The organism is Bradyrhizobium sp. USDA 376 (assembly GCF_054063675.1).
In genome coordinates this window covers 1221852-1239084 of sequence record NZ_JBSSGN010000001.1, presented here as the reverse complement: position 1 = coordinate 1239084, position 17233 = coordinate 1221852, and the positions used below count along the sequence as shown (strand labels likewise).

Here is a 17233-nt window from a genome sequence, read left to right as displayed (position 1 = left end):
TTGGATGACCCATGACGGACACGAGCGAAGCCAACAAGATGCGCAATCGCGAGATCGCGCGCAATGAGGAAGCCAAGCAGGTCACCGGCAGCGTCCGCGTCAGCATCTGGGCTGTCGCGGTGGCCGTCATCATCGGCGGGATTCTGTTCACGCTCGGCCGGCTGGCGCTGAGGTAGTTTTGCTTACCTCGCCCCGCTTGCGGGGAGAGGTCGGATTGCATCGAAGATGCAATCCGGGTGAGGGGGTACAGGTCCCTCGGCGATCTCGCGTGTGGAGAGAAGCCCCTCACCCCAACCCTCTCAGCGCGAGCGAAGCTCGTCGCGCCCCCGTAAAGGGAGAGGGAGAAGAACGAAGCCCTCACTTCGCGTAATTCGTCATCCGCTGTCCCGGCAGCAGCTCATAGGCCGGCTTCCAGCCGGGCAGCGCGGCAATGCGACCGAGCCAGGCGTGGATGGCGGGATGGCTCGCCGCGAAATCGAAGCCGTGCTCGTCGCTCGGATAGTGCAGATAGGCCATCATCGAGATATCAGCGATCGTCGGCTTCGCCCCGATCGCGAAGGCGTTGTGCTGGAGATGTCCGTCGAGAATGCCGAGGAAGTCGTCGAGCCGCCGGCGGAAATGCTTCAGCACCTGCGGATCGTTCTTTTCGGTGAAGGCGCGCATGAAGCGATAGGTCGCCATGTAGCCGGTGAGCTTGTGGTTGTCCCAGAACAGCCAGCGCAGCAGCTCGAACTTTTCGTCCTCGGTCTCGGCGCCGAAGCGGCCGTACTGCTCGGCAAGCTTGAGCAGGAGCGGCGCAGTCTGCGTCATCTTCACGCCGTCCACTTCGAGCACGGGAATCTCGCCCATCTCGTTGACGGCCTTGCGCCATTCCGCCGTGCGCGTGACGCCGCCGCCAAAGTCGGTCCACACCGGCTCGAACGTCTCGCTGCAAAGCGTCAGCATCAGCGCCAGCTTGTAGCTGTTGCCGGATTCCGGGAAGTAGTGCAGGCGATAGAGGGGCATGGGACCTCGCGGAGACCGTAATTGTAGAGGCAAGCTATCACCTCCTCGTCGTCCCGGCGAAGGCCGGGACCCATAACCACCGAACGTGGTTTGGCGAAGACTCGGAGTTATCGGCTTCGTGCGACAACTGCCTCTCTGGAATATGGGTCCCGGCCCCCGTGCGCAATTGCGCACTAGGCCGGGACGACGGCGGAGTTTGAGGCCCGGCCTTACCCCACAGCCCCCGAACCCCGCAGCTGCTTGATCGCCGCTTCGTCGTATCCCGCCCCGCGCAAAATCTCGTCACTGTGCTCGCCCACGGCAGGCGGCTTGCGCGGCTGGACCTTTTTGGTGCCGTCGATCCAGATCGGGCTGTTGATGGTGAGCATGGTGTCGTTCTCGAACGGCACCAGAACCTCGTTGTCGAGCATCTGCTTGTCGTTCGGGATGTCGTCCAAAATGGCGACGACGCCGAACACGAGGCCGTTGCCGTCGAGGATCTTGCGCCATTCGGCGAGATCCCTGGTGGCGAAGGTGTCGTCCAAAATCTTGATCAGCTCGACCGAACGGGCGTGGCGATCGGCCTTGGTGGCGAAGCGGGGGTCGGCGATCAGCTCTTCGCGCCCGAGGCATTTGGCCAGCGTCGGAAACTGCTTCTCCTCGTTCAGCAATGTCAGGATCAGCCAGCGGCCGTCCTTGCACTGGTAGTGGTTGGCGACCGCGTTCAGCGCGCGCTCGCGCGGGCGCCGCTCGCCGAACTTGGCGCCGCAGAGCTTTGCCTGCGCCAGCACGCTCGCCGCCCATATCCCGTTCGCCATCAGATTGGAGGCGACATGCGAACCCTTGCCGGTCTTCTCGCGCTGATACAGTGCCGTGACGATTGCACTGTACAGCGCCATGGCGCAGGGGTGATCGCCCATGCCGGCGACCGAGCGCGCCGGCGTGGTGTCGATGTCGGCGCGGACGAGGTCCATCAGGCCGGAGCGCGCCCAATAGGCGTTGCTGTCGAAGCCGGGCTTGTTGGCTTCCTCGCCCTTCTCGCCGTAGCCGGTGAAGGAGGCGTAGATCAGCCGGTCGTTGAGATGGGCGAGATGGTCATAGGTGATGCCGAGCTTGGCGCGCACCGGCGGCGGCATGTTGGTGATGAAGACGTCGGCCTCTTCCACCAGCTTGTAGAGCACAGCCTGCGCCTCGGGTTTTGCGAGGTCGAGCGCGATGCTCTTCTTGTTGCGGGCCTCGAGCAGCCAGGCGAAATTGTGCTCACCGGTCGGATAGCCCGGCAGATTGGGCAGATTGCGGTAGGGATCCCCGGCGCCGGGCGGCTCGATCTTGATGACGTCGGCGCCGAAATCCGACAGCACGGTCGCGGCCGCGGGCGCTGCGATGAAGCTCGCGCAGTCCAGAACCTTCAGCCCCGCAAAAATGCCCTTCTCCATCGCGGCGTCGCTCCTCGCTCTTGTCGTTTCCCGCGCGCTGAAATTCGCGCTTCCTTACAGTTCGTTCATTTGACCGATGTTGTGACTGGATGCAACGCTCCCGGACTGCGGCTGCGGCTTGACCGGGATGCCAAACAGCCATGGCAATCCGCGCGCTCAGGTTGTACAGAGTGGGTAGCTGCGCGAGGCAATCGCGACGGATCGGCGGGAATGGGGGTGGTCGTTCATGTCGACGTCTTTCGTCCGTCTGATGGCGCCGGTCGCGCTCTCCGGGCTGTTGTGCGGGTTGGGTCCGGCACGAGCCGGCGACCTCGAAGACTGCAATGGCCCGCTGCCTGCGAAGATCGAGCCCGCCTGCACCGCCATCATCAACGACCAGTCGCGTCCCGCCGACGAACGGCTGCGCGCCTATGTCAGCCGATCGCGCGTGCTGATGAGCCGGTCCAATCTCGACGCGGGCCTGGCGGATGCTGATGCGGCCGTGCAAATCGATCCAAAATCCGTGCCGGCCCTGGTGGCACGCGGCTATGCGCGGCAGCGCAAGGGAAATTTCGATGGCGCGCTGGCCGACCTTAACCAGGCGATCGAGCTCGATCCCAGGAGTCCGAACGCCTTTGCTGCGCGTGGCGGGCTGAAGCTCGACCAGAAGAAATGGACCGATGCGGCTACGGATTTCACCCAGGCGATCGGCCTGCGGCAGGATTATGCCATGGCCTATGTCGGGCGCGCGCGGGCGTCCGTCGAGACCTCGCAGCTCGATCCGGCCATGACCGATCTCAACACTGCGATCTCGCTGAATGCGAGCCTGCCCGGGGCCTTCTTCTGGCGCGGCCAGGTCTACCGCCGCAAGGGCGACATCGACCATGCCATCGAGGACTTTTCGCGCGCGATCGCGCAGTCGCCGCAACCCGATCGCGGCGCCTATTTTGCGCGAGGACAGAGCTTTAGCGCCAAGGGCGATTATGCGCGCGCGATTGCGGATTTCGACAAGGTGCTGTCGGTCGCCCCGAACGACCAGATGGCCCAGCAGCAGCGGCAGGCTGCGGTTGCGATGCAGGCCGAGCTTGCGAAAGTGCAGGGCGCAGCGACGCCAGCACCGGCCGCGCCCAAGCAGGCCGTCGCGGCGCCGTCACCCGTAGCTCCGCCGCCCGTAGCTCCGTCATCCGCAGCGCCATCACCTGCGGTCCCGCAGGCAGCGGTGCCGATGGCGATCATACCGCAGGGGACCTTCCCGAGACCGACAAGTTCGGCCCTGCCGGCCCTGAACGAGGCCTCGCAGCTGCTCCAGCAGAAGAAATATGCCGACGCCGTTTCGCGCCTCAACACGGTGCTCGCGCTCGACGCTCGCAACGAGCTTGCGCTCAGGCTGCGCATGGCCGCGTACATGTCAATGTCCCGCTTCGCCGAGGCGCGGACCGATATCGACGTCTTGCTCACGATGAAACCTAACGACTCGCCATTGCTGGCCTCCCGTTCGGTAGCCTCGATCGGCATGAAGCAGTTCGATCAGGCCCTGATCGATGCCAATCAGGCGCTCAGTGCCAATCCGAACAATGCGGTGGCCTATGTCAGCCGCGGCATGGCGACCCGGCTGACCGGCAAATACCAGAACGCCATTGCCGATTACGACCGCGCGATCTCGATCAACGACAAGGACTACATGGCGTATTCCGAGCGCGGCCAAGCCTATATGGGATTGAACCAGTTCGACAAGGCCGTGGTCGACTTCGATCGTTCGTTGGCGCTCAACCCCGTCAACGACACGGCGCGCGCCTCGCGCGGGCTTGTACTGCTTTTGAAAGGGAACAATGCTGAGGGCCTGGTCGATGTCAAGAACGCGCTCGACCGCAATCCCAACAACCAGGTCGCCGAGCTGGGGCAGGGGCTCGCGATGCTGATCTCCGGACAATATGACCGTGCCATCGTGGCGCTGGACCAGATCGTCGGCAAGACACCTGCCTTCGACGGCTTCGTGCGGACGCTCCGCGCGCGCGCCTATCTCGGCAAGAAGGATGTCGCCGATGCAATGACGGACCTCAATCTGGTGCTCGGCAACCGTCCGAACGATCCGGATGCACTGGGCCTGCGCGGCATCGCTTTCACGTCGATGAAGCAATACGACAAGGCGCTGGACGATCTCGGCAAGGCGATCGCGCAACGCCCGTCGATCGAGCACTATTTCGCCCGCGCGATGGCCTATGAGGCAAAAGGCGACTCGGAAAAGGCAACCAGCGATTACCGCAGCGCCACCCAACTGACGCCGACGAGCGTGTTCGATATCGTCGCCCAGAACCAGGCCAAGCTGAAGATCCAGCAGCTCTCCAAGCGTATCCCGTGCGGCAATTCGGGAAAGGCCGATAAGGACGACACCTGCTTATAACACCTACTCTTCACCCGCCAGCAGCGCGGCATTGCCGCCCGCTGCCGCGGTGTTGATCGTCACGGTCTGCTCGGTGGCAAAGCGCGCGAGGTAGTGCGGACCGCCGGCCTTGGGGCCGGTTCCGGACAGGCCGTTGCCGCCGAACGGCTGCACGCCGACCACGGCGCCGATCATGTTGCGGTTGACATAGATGTTGCCGACCTGGACGCGGTCGATGATCGCCTCGATGGTGTCGTCGATGCGGGAATGGACGCCGAGCGTGAGGCCGTAGCCGGTGCGCTCGATCGCCTGCAGCACGCGTTCGATGTTCTCGGCGCGATAACGCACCACATGCAGGACCGGGCCGAACACCTCCTCGGTGAGCTGGCCGGCATCCCTGAGCTCGAAGATGTGCGGGGCGACGAAGCAGCCTTCCGGCGCTGTGCCGGCAAAGTGCAGCCGGGCCTCGGTCTTCATCCGCGCGATGTGTGCATCGAGCCGTTGCTTGGCCTCGACGTCGATCACCGGCCCGACATGGGTCGCGACATCTGCGGGGTCGCCGATTCTAAGCTCCCTCGCCGCGCCCGCGATCATCTCGATCATGCGGTCGGCGACGTCCTCCTGCACGAACAGCAGGCGCAGCGCCGAACAGCGCTGGCCGGCGGAGCGGAATGCGGAGGTCACGACGTCGTCGGCGACCTGCTCGGGCAGCGCGGTCGCATCCGCGATCATGGCGTTGATGCCGCCGGTCTCCGCGATCAGCGGCACGATCGGCCCGTCCTTGCCCGCGAGCGTCCGGTTGATGCTGCGGGCGACCTCCGTCGAGCCGGTGAAGACGACACCAGCGATATCCTGATGCGCGGTCAGCGCCGCGCCGATGCGGCCGTCGCCGGTGACGAGATGCAGCGCGCTCCTGGGAATGCCGGCCTCGTGCAGCAGGGCGACCGCCTCGCGCGCGATGCGCGGCGTCTGCTCGGCGGGCTTTGCGACCACGCTGTTACCGGCCATCAGCGCCGCCGTGACCTGACCCAGGAAGATCGCCAGCGGAAAATTCCACGGCGAGATCGCGACGAAGACGCCGCGGCCACGCAGGCCAAGCGCATTGCTCTCGCCAGTCGGCCCCGGCATGGCGGCATCGACGCCGAACAGCTTGCGGCCCAGCGCGGCATAATAGCGGCAGAAATCGGCGGCCTCGCGCAGTTCGGACAAAGCGTCGTCGAGCGTCTTGCCGCCCTCGGCTTGCAGCAGTGCAATGAAATGCGCGCCCCGGCTTTCCAGGAGATGCGCGGCCTGCTCCAGCGCCGTCGCGCGTGTGCCCGCCGGCGTCCGGCTCCAGGCAGTAAAGCCCGCACGCGCTGCGGAGACTGCCGCATTGGCCTGATCGGGTGTTGCGTCAGCGATCGGCTTGAGATCGATCGCCCCAGCCTTGACGTCCGTCAGCAATCGGTCGAGTGCGGCACGCGCTCCGAATTCCACGCCGCGCGAATTGCGCCGCTCCGGCGTGAACAGATCAACCGGCAACGGAATCCTGGGATGCGCGGCCGCTTGCGGCCGGACGATGGCATCCGCCGGCCGCTGCAGCAGCGCCGGGACCGGCACGCGATAGTCGGCGGCCTGCGCGACGAAGGACGAGTTCGCGCCGTTCTCCAGCAGCCGCCGCACCAGATAGGCCAGCAGATCGCGATGGCTGCCGACCGGCGCATAGGTGCGGTAGGCGATGTCGGGGTGATCCTTGGCAAGCTGCTCGTAGAGCGCTTCGCCCATGCCGTGCAGGCGCTGGAATTCGAAGCCGCCGCCGCCTGCGGCGAGCTCCAGCACGGTCGCAACCGTCAGCGCGTTGTGGGTGGCGAATTGCGGGAAGATGCGCGGCCGCAGACCCAAGAGCTTCGCGGCGCAGGCGACGTAGTTAAGATCCGTCATCGCCTTGCGGGTAAACACGGGATAGCCGTCGAGCCCGCGCTCCTGCGCGCGCTTGATCTCGGTGTCCCAATAGGCGCCCTTGACCAGCCGCACCATCAGCTTGCGGTCATGCGCGCGGGCCAGCGCATCGACATAGTCGATTACCGCGCTCGCGCGCTTCTGATAGGCCTGGATCGCAAGGCCAAACCCGTCCCAGCCCTTGAGCGAGGGATCGGCGAGCGTGGCCGCGATCACGTCGAGCGACAGCTCGAGCCGGTCGGCCTCCTCGGCATCGACGGTGAAGTTCAAATCATGACCCTTGGCGCGCTGCGCGAGGTCCAGCAATTGCGGCACCAGCTCGACCATCACGCGGTCGTGGCTGATCGCCTCGAAGCGGGGATGCAGCGCCGAGAGCTTGACCGAGATGCCGGGCCGGTCGGGCAGGGGATGGTTGCCGGCTGCCTTGCCGATCGTCTCGATCGCACTGGCATAGGCGTCGAAATAGCGCTTGGCGTCGGCCGCCGTGCGCGCGCCTTCGCCGAGCATGTCGAAGGAATAGCGCGGCTTCTGGCCGGAGCGGGGCCGGCCCCGTTCCAGCGCCTGCTCGATGGTCTCGCCGAGCACGAAGTGATTGCCCATCAGCCGCATCGCCTGGCGTGTCGCGGTGCGCACCGCCGGCGCGCCGAGCCGCTTCACCAGCCGGCCGATGGTGCCGTCGGGTGTCTCGCCGGGCTGGATCACCCGCGCGGAGAGACCGAGCGCCCAGGCCGAGGCGTTGACCAGGAACGCCGTGGACTTGGTCTCGTGGTGGATGAAGTCGCCTTCCCCGAGCTTGTCCTCGATGAACTGGTCGGCGGTGCGCGCGTCAGGCACGCGCAGCAGCGCCTCGGCCAGCACCATCAGCGCGAGGCCCTCCTTGGTCGAGAGCGCGAACTCCCGCAGCATGTCCTCGACGCCGCCGAGGCGGTCGTCGCGCTTGCGGATCGCCTCGATCAGCCGCGTCGCGGTGCGGTCGATCCGCGCCTCCCGCGGCGGGGCCAGATGCGACGCCGGCAAGAGCCGCGCGGCGATCTCGGCATCGTCAGGGGCGTAAGGAGCGGTGAAGGGCGGCGGGATGTTCGGCATGGCGTGTCCTGTGGCTGACATTCAGGATAAAGCCCGCATTACCGTAGTTCGATAGACAAATTAGCGATTTTGCCTTAGGAAATGGAGATCATAAGCTCGTTGGCCTTAGAAGATATGGAACTCGACCGAATCGACCGGAAAATCCTCTCGATTTTGCAGGAAGACGGGCGAATCGCCAATGTCGAACTCGCCGAGCGGATCGGCCTGTCGCCGACCTCGATCGGCGAGCGGCTGAAGCGGCTGCAGCGCGAGGGTTTTGTCGAGGGCTACGGCGCGAGGCTCAATCCGCACCGGCTCGGCCTCGGTCTTCTGGTGTTCGTCGAGGTGCTGCTCGACAAGACCACGCCGGACAATTTCGAGCGCTTTGCGCGCGCGGTGAAACTCGCGCCTGAAGTGCTGGAGTGTCACATGGTTGCCGGCGGCTTCGACTATCTTGTGAAGGCGCGGCTTGCGGACATGACCGCCTATCGACGCTTTCTCGGCGAGACCCTGCTGTCGATGCCGGGCGTGCGCGAGACGCGGACCTATGCGGTGATGGAGGAGATCAAGCGCGACGCACCGTTGCCGGTGGGCTGACGAAGTGCCGTCGCGATTGTCATTGCTGTGGCGTTGAACAAGCGGTCTGCCAAGGAAAAATAGCTCTCCGTGTGCAATCGCAACGCCTGTCGTCGAATGCACTCGCCGTCTTCTAAAATTTTTTTGGCCCGGCTCCCGGATTGATCCGGGAGGCAGCAAACGCTGGCGGGTTTATACTTTGAGGTTTTCTGCGGAGGTCTTGCCCCGGTTTGCGATCTCTTCGTATTCCACCGTCTGTCCCTCGTTGAGGGTGGACAGACCGGCTTTCTGGACTGCCGAGATATGCACGAACACATCTTTGCCCCCCGACGCAGGCTGGATAAATCCATAACCCTTCGTCGGGTTGAACCACTTGACCGTACCTTTAGCCATCACGACTTCTCCGCGGGTCTTCCTCCGAGATCTCGAACCGCCAGTCCCCGCCAACCGGCCGGTTCGGTCCTAACAGGATACGCGGAATGTGGCAGGCTTGGTAGCTCAAACCACATCAGCCTTTTGCCGAATTCCGCTCAACTTCGCGGCGTTTTTGCCGGTTTTGCCCGTTTCGCGGTCAAATGGCCCGCACGCCGCGAGTCCTCCGTCAATAAGTCGCGGCCAGATAATCGACGATCTTGCCGATATCGGCATCGTCGATCGGTGCGCCATAGACCTTGATCATCTTGGTCACCTCGGCCTGCCAAAAACCCTTCTTGTCCTTCATTGGCGGCTGCGTGGCGATGTAGTCGGCCGAATGACAGGCGCTGCAATTGCCCTGTACGACGTCCAGATTGGGGCCTGGCTTGAAGGCGGCGACCTCATCGGGGGTCTTGTAGTTGACCGGCGCTGCAAGCGCCGAACCCACCGCGGTGGCGAGGGCGAGCGAGACGGCGAGGAGAACGGTGCGCTGCATGATCATTCTCCTCTTCAGGCCACGCTGACGCGGACGGTTTCGACGACGTTGCGCAAATAACCCGCCGGGTTCCAGCGCGGCGTATCCGGCTGGGTCTCGCCGCCATTGCCGGTGGCGCGGACCTTGAGCTCGACAGAGCCGGCCGCGAGCTTCACCGGCAGCTTCCATTCGCGGAACGCGTATTTGCCGAGATCCTTGCCGAGCTTCGCGCTCGTCCAGGTCTTACCGCCGTCGGTGGACACCTCGACGTTCTTGATGCCCTTGCCGCCGTCGAAGGCGATGCCGCGCAGGGTTACAGCTCCCGCCTTCAGCTTGGCGCCATCAGGGACGCTGGTGATGAAGGAGCGGATGGTGAAGCGGTTGATCGGGATCGTCGCCTTCGGCGTGGTGCCCGGCTCGATGGCGTTGTTTGGCGTATCGGGAATGCGATAGGCCGACTTCATCCAGAAGCCGTCATAGACGCCATCGATGACGGTGATCTCGTTGAGGTGCTTGAGCCAGTAGGTGCCGTAATAGCCGGGCACGACCAGGCGCAGCGGGAAGCCGTTGAGGAACGGCAGATCCTCGCCGTTCATGCCATAGGCCAGCATCACCTCGCCGTCGGTGGCGTGATCGAGGTCAAGCGCCTTGATGAAGTCAGGCGTCTTGTCGCTGACTGGACCGTCCATGCCGTTGAACGTGACCTGTTTCGCGCCGGCCTGCACGCCCGCCATCTCGAGCACGGCCTTGAGCGGCACGCCGCGCCAGCGTGCGCAGCCCATCGCGCCATTGGCGAGCTGGCCGCCGGCGACGCGCGGCTCGAAGAAGCCGCGGCTGTTGCCGGAGCACTGGTTGACGGCGACGATCTCGGTCGCCTTCATCTTCCTGATGTCCTTCAGCGACAGTCTCAGCGGCTTGTCGACCTTGCCCTTGACCTCGAGTGTGAACTTGTCGGGGTCGAGATTGTAGGGCAGGTCGGAGAGGTGATAGCGCACGAAGAAGGCGTTATTCGCGGTGAGCGGGCCGTCGTTGAACACCGCGAACGGCGTCTCGAGCTGTGGCGGCCGGCTGGTGAGGCCGATCATCGGCCGCTTCTGCGGATATTTCACCAGTGGCCGTTCGCCATTGGCGAAGGGCAGGGTGACGGTGTCGAGGGCCAGCGCCTTGGTGGAATTCAATGTGGCCGCAATGGCGGCAAGCCCGGCTCCCTTGAGCAGGTCGCGTCGATCGAACATGTGGTCTCCTCCCGGAGCTTTTTTCGTTGGATCGCGGTCATCACCGCGAACCCGCGCTCATCTGTTGCAACGATTGAGATGAAGTCAATTCGTGCTTTCGCAGCAGATCCATCCGCTGCGTCGCAGCAAGCCGGTGTTACGCGGTGACGATATTGAATCGTATTGTTGCCGCGGCGACGGTGCGCTCCACCTCTCCCGCTTGCGGGAGAGGTCGCGCCCCGGGCGATGCGAAGCATCGTCCCGCGCGCGGGTGAGGGCTTTCTCCTCTGGGGGACTGTCCCGTTGCGGAGACACCCTCTCCCCGACCCTCTCCCGCAAGCGGGAGAGGGATAGCACGTTCCGCGTGGCTCGCGCCTTACGCCGCCACCCGTGCGCCGCTGTCGACCAGCCCCGCCAGCTCCCTCGCATCCGCGACCACGCGCACCGCCATCGGCTCGTCGCGGCCGCGAATCGCGACCTCCTGCTGCGGCAGGGCGTCGTCGGCAACGCCCGCCGTGCGGCGCACTTCCTCGGAGACGATCGCCTCGCAGGCGAGCGTCTTGGTCATGTCCTGCAGGCGAGCGGCGACATTGACGGCATCGCCGAGGGCCGTGAAGACGATGTGATCGCGATAACCGATGTCGCCGATGATGACCTCGCCGCCGTGAATGCCGATGCCGAAGCGGATCGGCTGGCGCAGATCGTGGCTCAGGAGCTGGTTCAACTCGTCGATATTCGCAGCGAGGCTGGCGGCTGCCTTCAGCGCCTGCCGGCAGGCCTCTTGCGGATCCGCCGACAGTCCGAACAGCGCCAGCATGCCGTCGCCGACGAACTGGTTCGGCTGCCCGCCATTCTGGATCACGGCCTGCGAGACCGCGCCGAGGAAGCGGTTGACGATGAAGACGGTGTCGAACGGCAGCCGCTTCTCGGCGAGCTGCGTCGAGCCGCGCATGTCCACGAACAGGCTGACGAGATAGCGCTCCTGGCCGATGCGCGCCGGTGTCGAGGCCTGCCCGTCAGCCGCATGCGTATGGGGCATGAAGAGCTGGAAGAAGGAGAGGTCGGAGTCCGGACGCAGCTGGCACGCAAGCCGGATCGAGGGATCGGCGGTGCCGACACGGGCGAGCACGAAGGCCTCGCGCTGCGACGGCTGGGGCAGGGCGCCATGGTCGCCGATGATGCGGATGCGGCAGGTCGAGCAGCGGGCGCGGCCGCCGCAGACACTGGCATGCGGGACGTTGTGGCGCAGGCTCGCTTCCAGCACGGAGAGGCCCTTTGGTACGCGCACCGTCTTGCCGTTGCCGTAGGACAGCGCGATCATGCCGCCGCGCCGCTCGCGCCAGGCCCGCACACCGCGCGCCGCCAGCGCCAGTCCCAGCAAGCCGAAATATCCGGCGGTGAGGCCGCCGGTGATGCGGTCGAGCGTATTGGCTTCGGCGACCGAGCCGAGCTGGCGACGTGTGAGGTTGTGCGTGCGCCATTCACCGTCGTCGGCGTCGAGCTGGACGCTGCGGCCGCCCTGGTAGATTCCGAGCAGCGACAGGGTCGGGATCAGCACGGCGGCCGCGAGCAGATAGGGCGCCGCGCGCGTGAAGAACGGCTTCAGGCGAAGCCAGAAATAGATGCCGATGCAGCCGTGCACCCAGGCGATCAGGAGCAGGATCGTCATCTGCCAGAGCCGGCCGGGCGAGCCGATGAAGAACAGATAGAGCTCCTGCGGATAGAGTTTTTGGTGTCCGTACAGCGTTTGGCCCAGCCGCACGCCGATCACATGCGCCATGACGAGGGCCGGAATGCTCAGTCCCAGCACGAGCTGCAGCGGCTCGATGGTCTTCCAGCGGAACTGCCGGCGCTGATACAGCGCGTAGATGCCGAGCCCCATATGGGTCAGCGCGGCCGTGTAGAACACGATCGCGACAGGCAGGAACTGCCAGAACAGCATGTGGTAGTAGACCCCGGCCTCCATGGCATCGACCGAGATGTTGCCGAGCGCATGGTTGAGGAAATGGCTGACCACATAAGAGAACAGGATGATGCCGCAGATGAGCCGCACCTGCCGCACGCTGGTGGCGCGGACGAGTTCGGGCATATGGACGGGAGCGGTGGCCATGATTCGGTTGTATCAGTTCATGGAGGAGAACAGCCAGCCTAGCGTTTAATTCCCCCCGCGGACAGCTCGCCCGATCACATGCGCGGCAAGGTTACAGAACCGTAGGGTGGGCAAAGGCGCGCACTTGCGCGCCGTGCCCACCATCTTCCCCATCCTCTCCGCTGTCGTCCCGGACAAGCGCGCCCTAAGCGCGCGCCGATCCGGGATCCATAACCACAGGGAGCAGTCGTGCGACGGGCTGGCAACTCCGAGTCTTCGCCAAACTCCTCCCTGTGGCTATGGGTCCCGGCCCCCGTGCGCAATTGCGCACTAGGCCGGGACGACTCGGGGAGAGAGCTTGGCCTACATTGACTCCCCCTTCCAAGTCGGGGAAAAGCGCGGCCGTGACGATCGCTCCCGACATCCCTGCAAAGCCAGACGGCGCCGAACGCCGGCTCATCCTTGTTGCCGTGCTGATCATCGCTGCGATGACCGTGCTCCGCATCGTCTATGCCTCCGCGATCGAGCTGCGCACGGACGAGGCCTATTACTGGACCTGGTCGAAGGAGGCGGCGCTCAGCTTCCTCGATCATCCCCCCGGCATCGCCTGGCTGATCCGTTTCGGAACCGCGATTTTCGGCGACACCACGCTCGGGGTGCGCTTCGGCGGCATCGTCGCGATGCTGGTGACGCAGCTGCTGCTCGCCGACATCGTCCGCCGCCTCACGCATGACGCACGCGCGATCGTGGTCGTCGTGCTCATGATGGAGGCCGCGCTCTATTACGGCCTGCTGATGGCCAAGGTCGCACCTGATGTCGCCATGATCCCCTTCGCTGTGGCGATGGTCTGGTCCCTGGTGCGGCTGGCGCAGAGCGGCGACGGCCGCTGGTGGCTCGCGGCCGGCCTGTTCGCCGGGCTGGCGATGCTGTCGAAATTCACCGTGATCCTGTTCGCGCCGGCGGTTGCTGCTTTTCTGCTGGTGCCGGATTGGCGCTGGCGCTGGTTGCGCAGCCCTTACCCCTATCTCGCGGTGCTGGTCGCGCTCGCGGTGTTCTCGCCGGTGCTGATCTGGAACGTGCAGCACGACTGGGCCTCGATCCGCTTCCAGGGCGTGCGCGCCACCACCAATTACGGCATCTCGCTGCGGACGGTCGGCGATTACATCGGCTTGCAATTCGGCCTCGTCGGCTTCGTCATGCTGCCAGTGGTGCTGACGGGCCTGGTGATGACCGCGTGGCGCGGCTATCGCACGCGCGAGCCGGTCGCGATCCTGCTGTCGACCGCGGTGCTGGTGCCGTTTCTCTATTTCCTGGTGAAATCGCTGACGCTCCGGGTCGGCGACACCTGGCCGATGTTCATGTGGCCGGTGGGCTTTGCGGCTGCGGCGGTGAACCTCGTCATGCTGCCGCGTGAAAAATGGTCGGCACGGATGATCCGGTCGAGCCTGTTCTGGGCGAAGACGGCGATCGTCTCGGGCATCGCCTTCGTCGTCATCGTGTTCCTCTATTACGTCGCTGCGCCCTGGAATCTGCTCGGCAAGATCGATCCGATCGGCGCCGAGGCCGGCTACGAGCAGGTCGCGGCGCGCGCGCAGACCGCCCTCGACGAAACAGGCGCGACCTGGATCGCGACCACGGACTACCGCACCTACGCCATGATGCGCTGGCTGTTCCGGGGCCGCGTGCCCGTCGTCGAGATCAACGAGCGCGGCCGCTTCCAGGATTTTGCCGACCCCGGCATGGACAAGATCAGGGGGCATGCGGGAATCTATGTCGGGCGCACGCCCGACAACCGTTCGTCGATGTGGGAGAATATCCCCGCGAAGCGCGAGCCGCTCGGCGAAGTCGAGCGCCGCTGGCGCGGCGTCGTGACGGATACCTATGTGATCGAAAAGCTCACCGGCTGGACCCCGGAGCTGTCCCCGCCGAAGGATTCGCCGCTGTTCCAGTGGCGCGTGCTGGCTTTCCTCTCCCTCTCCCCGCTTGCGGGGAGAGGGTTGGGGTGAGGGGGAGTCTCCGCGGGGGAGGTAATAGTTGGACTCGCGGAGAGTCCCCCTCACCCGGATCGCATCTGGCGATGCGCTCCGGCCTCTCCCCGCAAGCGGGGAGAGGCGAAGAAGCTACTCCTCATCCTTCTTCCGCAGCAGATCCGTCGCCAGATCCGACAGCTTTGGCTGCGGCAGCGCCGCGAACGGCAGCGGCCGCGTGACTTCGATCGCCGCCAATCCCAGCCGTGCCGTCAGCAGTCCGTTCAGCACGCCTTCGCCCAATCGCTGCGACAGTTTTGCCGCGATGCCGTGGCCGAGCATCTGCTGCACCAGGCTGTCGCTCGCGGCCATGCCGCCGGTGATGGCGAGATGAGCGATGACGTGGCGAAGCAGGCGGATCATGCCGAGTGCGCCGGGACGGCCGCCATAGAGATAGGCGAGCTGCCGGATCAGGCGCAGCGCGGCGACGAACACGAACAGCACGTCGATCGCGGCGCGTGGCGAGACCGCGGTGACGATCGAGACCTTTTGCGCCGCTGATGACACCAGCCGGCGCGCCTCGGTATCCAGCGGCGACATCAATTCGCGCTCGGCGAGGCGGATCATGTCGGCGCCGTCGATGATCTCGCCGGCATGGCTCTCCAGCGTGGCGCGTGCGCGGGCGAGTTGCGGATTCTGGTGTGCGATCTTCAGGAGGTCCTGCACGATGACCCGGCTCTCCTTGCGGTCGTCGCTGGCAAGGACCGCGGCGGCGCGCTGATGCAGCTTCTCGATGGTCGCGAGGCGCGCGAGGCCAAAGGCCTCGCGCCCGATCACCACCGCGAGCGCCAGCGCAGTGACGAGCGCCAACCCGAGCCCGACGAAGCCGAGCGTTTCGCTGCGCGCAAACAGATCCTCGATCAGATGTACTACACCGAGCCCGGTGCCGAGCAGCGTCAGCCCCGCGAGCCCGGACCAGAACAGCGTCCCCCAGGGAAAACCGCGCCGCGCCGGCAGCGCGGTTTGAACCGGCACGGGCAGCGCCTGCGGATCGTGCTCCGGCGTGATCTGGATGGTGGCGCGGCCGAGCCGGCTGGTCTCGTCGGCCTCGGTGACGACGACGCCGGGATCGTCGAGCCGGAACGTCGCCGGCCGCCGCGGCTGGGATCGGTCGTTCATGCGAGCTTGTCTCCGATCAGGAACTGCAAGGCACGGTCGAGGCGGATATGTGGCAGCACGGGCTCGCCGTCACTCTCGCGTTCGAGCTTGGGCGGGCGGAAGCGCAGGAAGCGGAAATGGCTCTTTTCGGCGGCTTGCGTCGAGAGGCCCTGGAACGCGTCCCTGCCGTTGAACAGCGGCTCGGGATCCAGCGGCAAATCGCCCGGAAAGGTCGCAACCTCCGTGTTGCCGTCGAAGAGCTCGCCGTTGGCGCTCTCGCCCGCGGCCGGTGTTCCCAGGATTGACGGCAATTTGTCGCGGCCATGCGCGACCTGAGCCTCGCGCGTGGCGCGTACGGCGGCAAGGGCGACCACGTCGATCGCCGCGCCGGTATCTTCCGCACGCGCAACGGCACGCGAGACGGCGCGGCGCAGCACGGCTTCGAGCCGGTCGTGGCTGGAATGATGCAAATGGTCCGCCTTGGTTGCGGCGAACAGGATGCGGTCGATGCGCGGCCGGAACAGGCTGGAGAGAATCGTGCTGCGGCCGATGTTGAAGCAATCGAGAATGCCGGCGAGTGCGGCTTCGAGATCGTGCAGCGCCTCGGGGCCCGAGTTGAACGCGGCGAGCGCGTCGGCCAGCACGATCTGACGATCGAGCCGCGCAAAATGATCGCGGAAGAACGGCCGTACCACCACGTCCTTGTAGGCCTCGAAGCGCCGCACCATCATCGCCCACAGCGATCCCTCGGGCGCCTGCCCGCCCACGGGCACGTCGAGCGGCGCAAAGGTCAGCGCCGGCGTATCGGCGAGATTGCCCGGCATCAGGAAGCGCCCCGGCGGCAGCAGGCTCATGGCAAAACGCTCGTCGCGGCAGGCGCGCAAGTAATTCGTGAAGAGCTTGGCGGCGGTCAGCGTCGCCTGCTCATCCTCGCGCGCCTCGGGTTTGAGTGTTGCGAGATGCGCGTGCCATTCGCTCGCAAGATGCGCGCGGGGTGCCTCGCGCGACAGCGCCAGGCTCTCCGTAGACCATTGCTCGTAGCTCTTCTGCAGCAGCGGAAGGTCGAGCAGCCACTCGCCGGGATAGTCGACGATGTCGAGCGTCAAGGTGCGGTCGGCGCCGTTCGGGCGCTGGTAGTCGATGACGAGCCTGAGCTCGCTGATGTCGACGGTGGAGTTCGGCCAGCGCCGCTCCTCGACCAGCGCGCGCAGATGGTTCTCGTAGGCAAAGCGCGGCACGGCATCGTCAGGCTGCGGCGCCAGGTGCGCGCGCGCGATGCGGCCCGAGGCATAGGCCTCGAACACCGGAAACCGGCCGCCGCGCGTCAGCCCATGGATCAGCGCGGTGATGAATACGGTCTTACCGGCGCGCGACAGGCCGGTGACACCAAGCCGCACCGTGGGGTTGAAGAAATGCTCGCCATAGTCGATCAGCGCCCGGGCGGACAGCCGCGCCTCCTCGACCATATCCTGGAAACTGAATGCCATATGAACGTGAGGGGGCTCGGGCGAGGGGTACGCAAAACGGACTAATCACAAAAGTGGCAACTGACTGAAGA

The 17233-nt window shown here is 65.5% G+C and carries 13 protein-coding genes; 4 read left to right on the top strand and 9 right to left on the bottom strand.

Annotation, left to right across the window (positions count from 1 at the left end; all coding sequences use genetic code 11):
• The first annotated feature begins 11 nt into the window (after window positions 1-11).
• Window positions 12-176 (top strand): hypothetical protein, encoded by a 165-nt coding sequence (locus ACVJ19_RS05680; RefSeq protein WP_453949886.1) that lies wholly within the window; start codon window positions 12-14, stop codon window positions 174-176.
• Window positions 177-357: 181 nt separating this feature from the next.
• Here ACVJ19_RS05680 and ACVJ19_RS05675 read toward each other — a convergent pair whose 3' ends face one another.
• Entirely contained in the window at window positions 358-1005 is a 648-nt protein-coding gene (locus ACVJ19_RS05675; protein WP_453949887.1) for a glutathione S-transferase family protein, read from the bottom strand.
• Window positions 1006-1214: 209 nt separating this feature from the next.
• Window positions 1215-2420: a CaiB/BaiF CoA transferase family protein gene (locus ACVJ19_RS05670; protein ID WP_453949888.1), complete on the bottom strand. Its 1206-nt coding sequence runs from the start codon at window positions 2418-2420 to the stop codon at window positions 1215-1217.
• A 226-nt stretch (window positions 2421-2646) separates the two neighbouring features.
• On the opposite strand from ACVJ19_RS05670, the gene ACVJ19_RS05665 reads away from it, so the two are divergent.
• A complete protein-coding gene (locus tag ACVJ19_RS05665) occupies window positions 2647-4800 on the top strand; it encodes a tetratricopeptide repeat protein (RefSeq protein WP_453949889.1) in 2154 nt (717 codons plus the stop codon).
• Between the two features lie 3 nt (window positions 4801-4803).
• Here ACVJ19_RS05665 and putA read toward each other — a convergent pair whose 3' ends face one another.
• The gene (gene putA, locus ACVJ19_RS05660) at window positions 4804-7803 is read right to left on the bottom strand and encodes a bifunctional proline dehydrogenase/L-glutamate gamma-semialdehyde dehydrogenase PutA (RefSeq protein WP_453949890.1); all 3000 of its coding nucleotides are present in this window, start codon (window positions 7801-7803) and stop codon (window positions 4804-4806) included.
• A 114-nt stretch (window positions 7804-7917) separates the two neighbouring features.
• Between putA and ACVJ19_RS05655 the strand changes: the two genes are divergently transcribed.
• Entirely contained in the window at window positions 7918-8379 is a 462-nt protein-coding gene (locus ACVJ19_RS05655; protein ID WP_018643717.1) for an Lrp/AsnC ligand binding domain-containing protein, read from the top strand.
• Window positions 8380-8550: 171 nt separating this feature from the next.
• Here the strand turns inward: ACVJ19_RS05655 and ACVJ19_RS05650 are convergent, their stop codons facing one another.
• From ACVJ19_RS05650 to ACVJ19_RS05635, 4 genes are all read right to left on the bottom strand, one after another.
• Window positions 8551-8751 carry a cold-shock protein gene (locus tag ACVJ19_RS05650; protein ID WP_008563500.1) on the bottom strand — a complete coding sequence of 67 codons (201 nt, stop codon included), beginning with the start codon at window positions 8749-8751 and terminating at the stop codon, window positions 8551-8553.
• Window positions 8752-8959: 208 nt separating this feature from the next.
• Window positions 8960-9268: a SorB family sulfite dehydrogenase c-type cytochrome subunit gene (gene sorB / locus ACVJ19_RS05645; RefSeq protein ID WP_453949891.1), complete on the bottom strand. Its 309-nt coding sequence runs from the start codon at window positions 9266-9268 to the stop codon at window positions 8960-8962.
• 14 nt (window positions 9269-9282) lie between these two features.
• Window positions 9283-10482 (bottom strand): SorA family sulfite dehydrogenase catalytic subunit, encoded by a 1200-nt coding sequence (sorA, locus tag ACVJ19_RS05640; RefSeq protein ID WP_453949892.1) that lies wholly within the window; start codon window positions 10480-10482, stop codon window positions 9283-9285.
• 355 nt (window positions 10483-10837) lie between these two features.
• Window positions 10838-12571, bottom strand: coding sequence for an adenylate/guanylate cyclase domain-containing protein (locus ACVJ19_RS05635; protein WP_453949893.1), 1734 nt, complete (start codon window positions 12569-12571; stop codon window positions 10838-10840).
• Between the two features lie 467 nt (window positions 12572-13038).
• On the opposite strand from ACVJ19_RS05635, the gene ACVJ19_RS05630 reads away from it, so the two are divergent.
• A complete protein-coding gene (locus ACVJ19_RS05630) occupies window positions 13039-14556 on the top strand; it encodes a glycosyltransferase family 39 protein (protein WP_453955139.1) in 1518 nt (505 codons plus the stop codon).
• A gap of 114 nt (window positions 14557-14670) precedes the next feature.
• Here ACVJ19_RS05630 and ACVJ19_RS05625 read toward each other — a convergent pair whose 3' ends face one another.
• Window positions 14671-15696, bottom strand: a complete 1026-nt coding sequence (locus tag ACVJ19_RS05625; RefSeq protein WP_453949894.1) for a YcjF family protein — start codon at window positions 15694-15696, stop codon at window positions 14671-14673.
• Entirely contained in the window at window positions 15693-17162 is a 1470-nt protein-coding gene (locus tag ACVJ19_RS05620) for a YcjX family protein (RefSeq protein ID WP_453949895.1), read from the bottom strand. Before ACVJ19_RS05620 ends, ACVJ19_RS05625 begins: the two co-directional genes overlap by 4 nt.
• Window positions 17163-17233 lie beyond the last annotated feature (71 nt).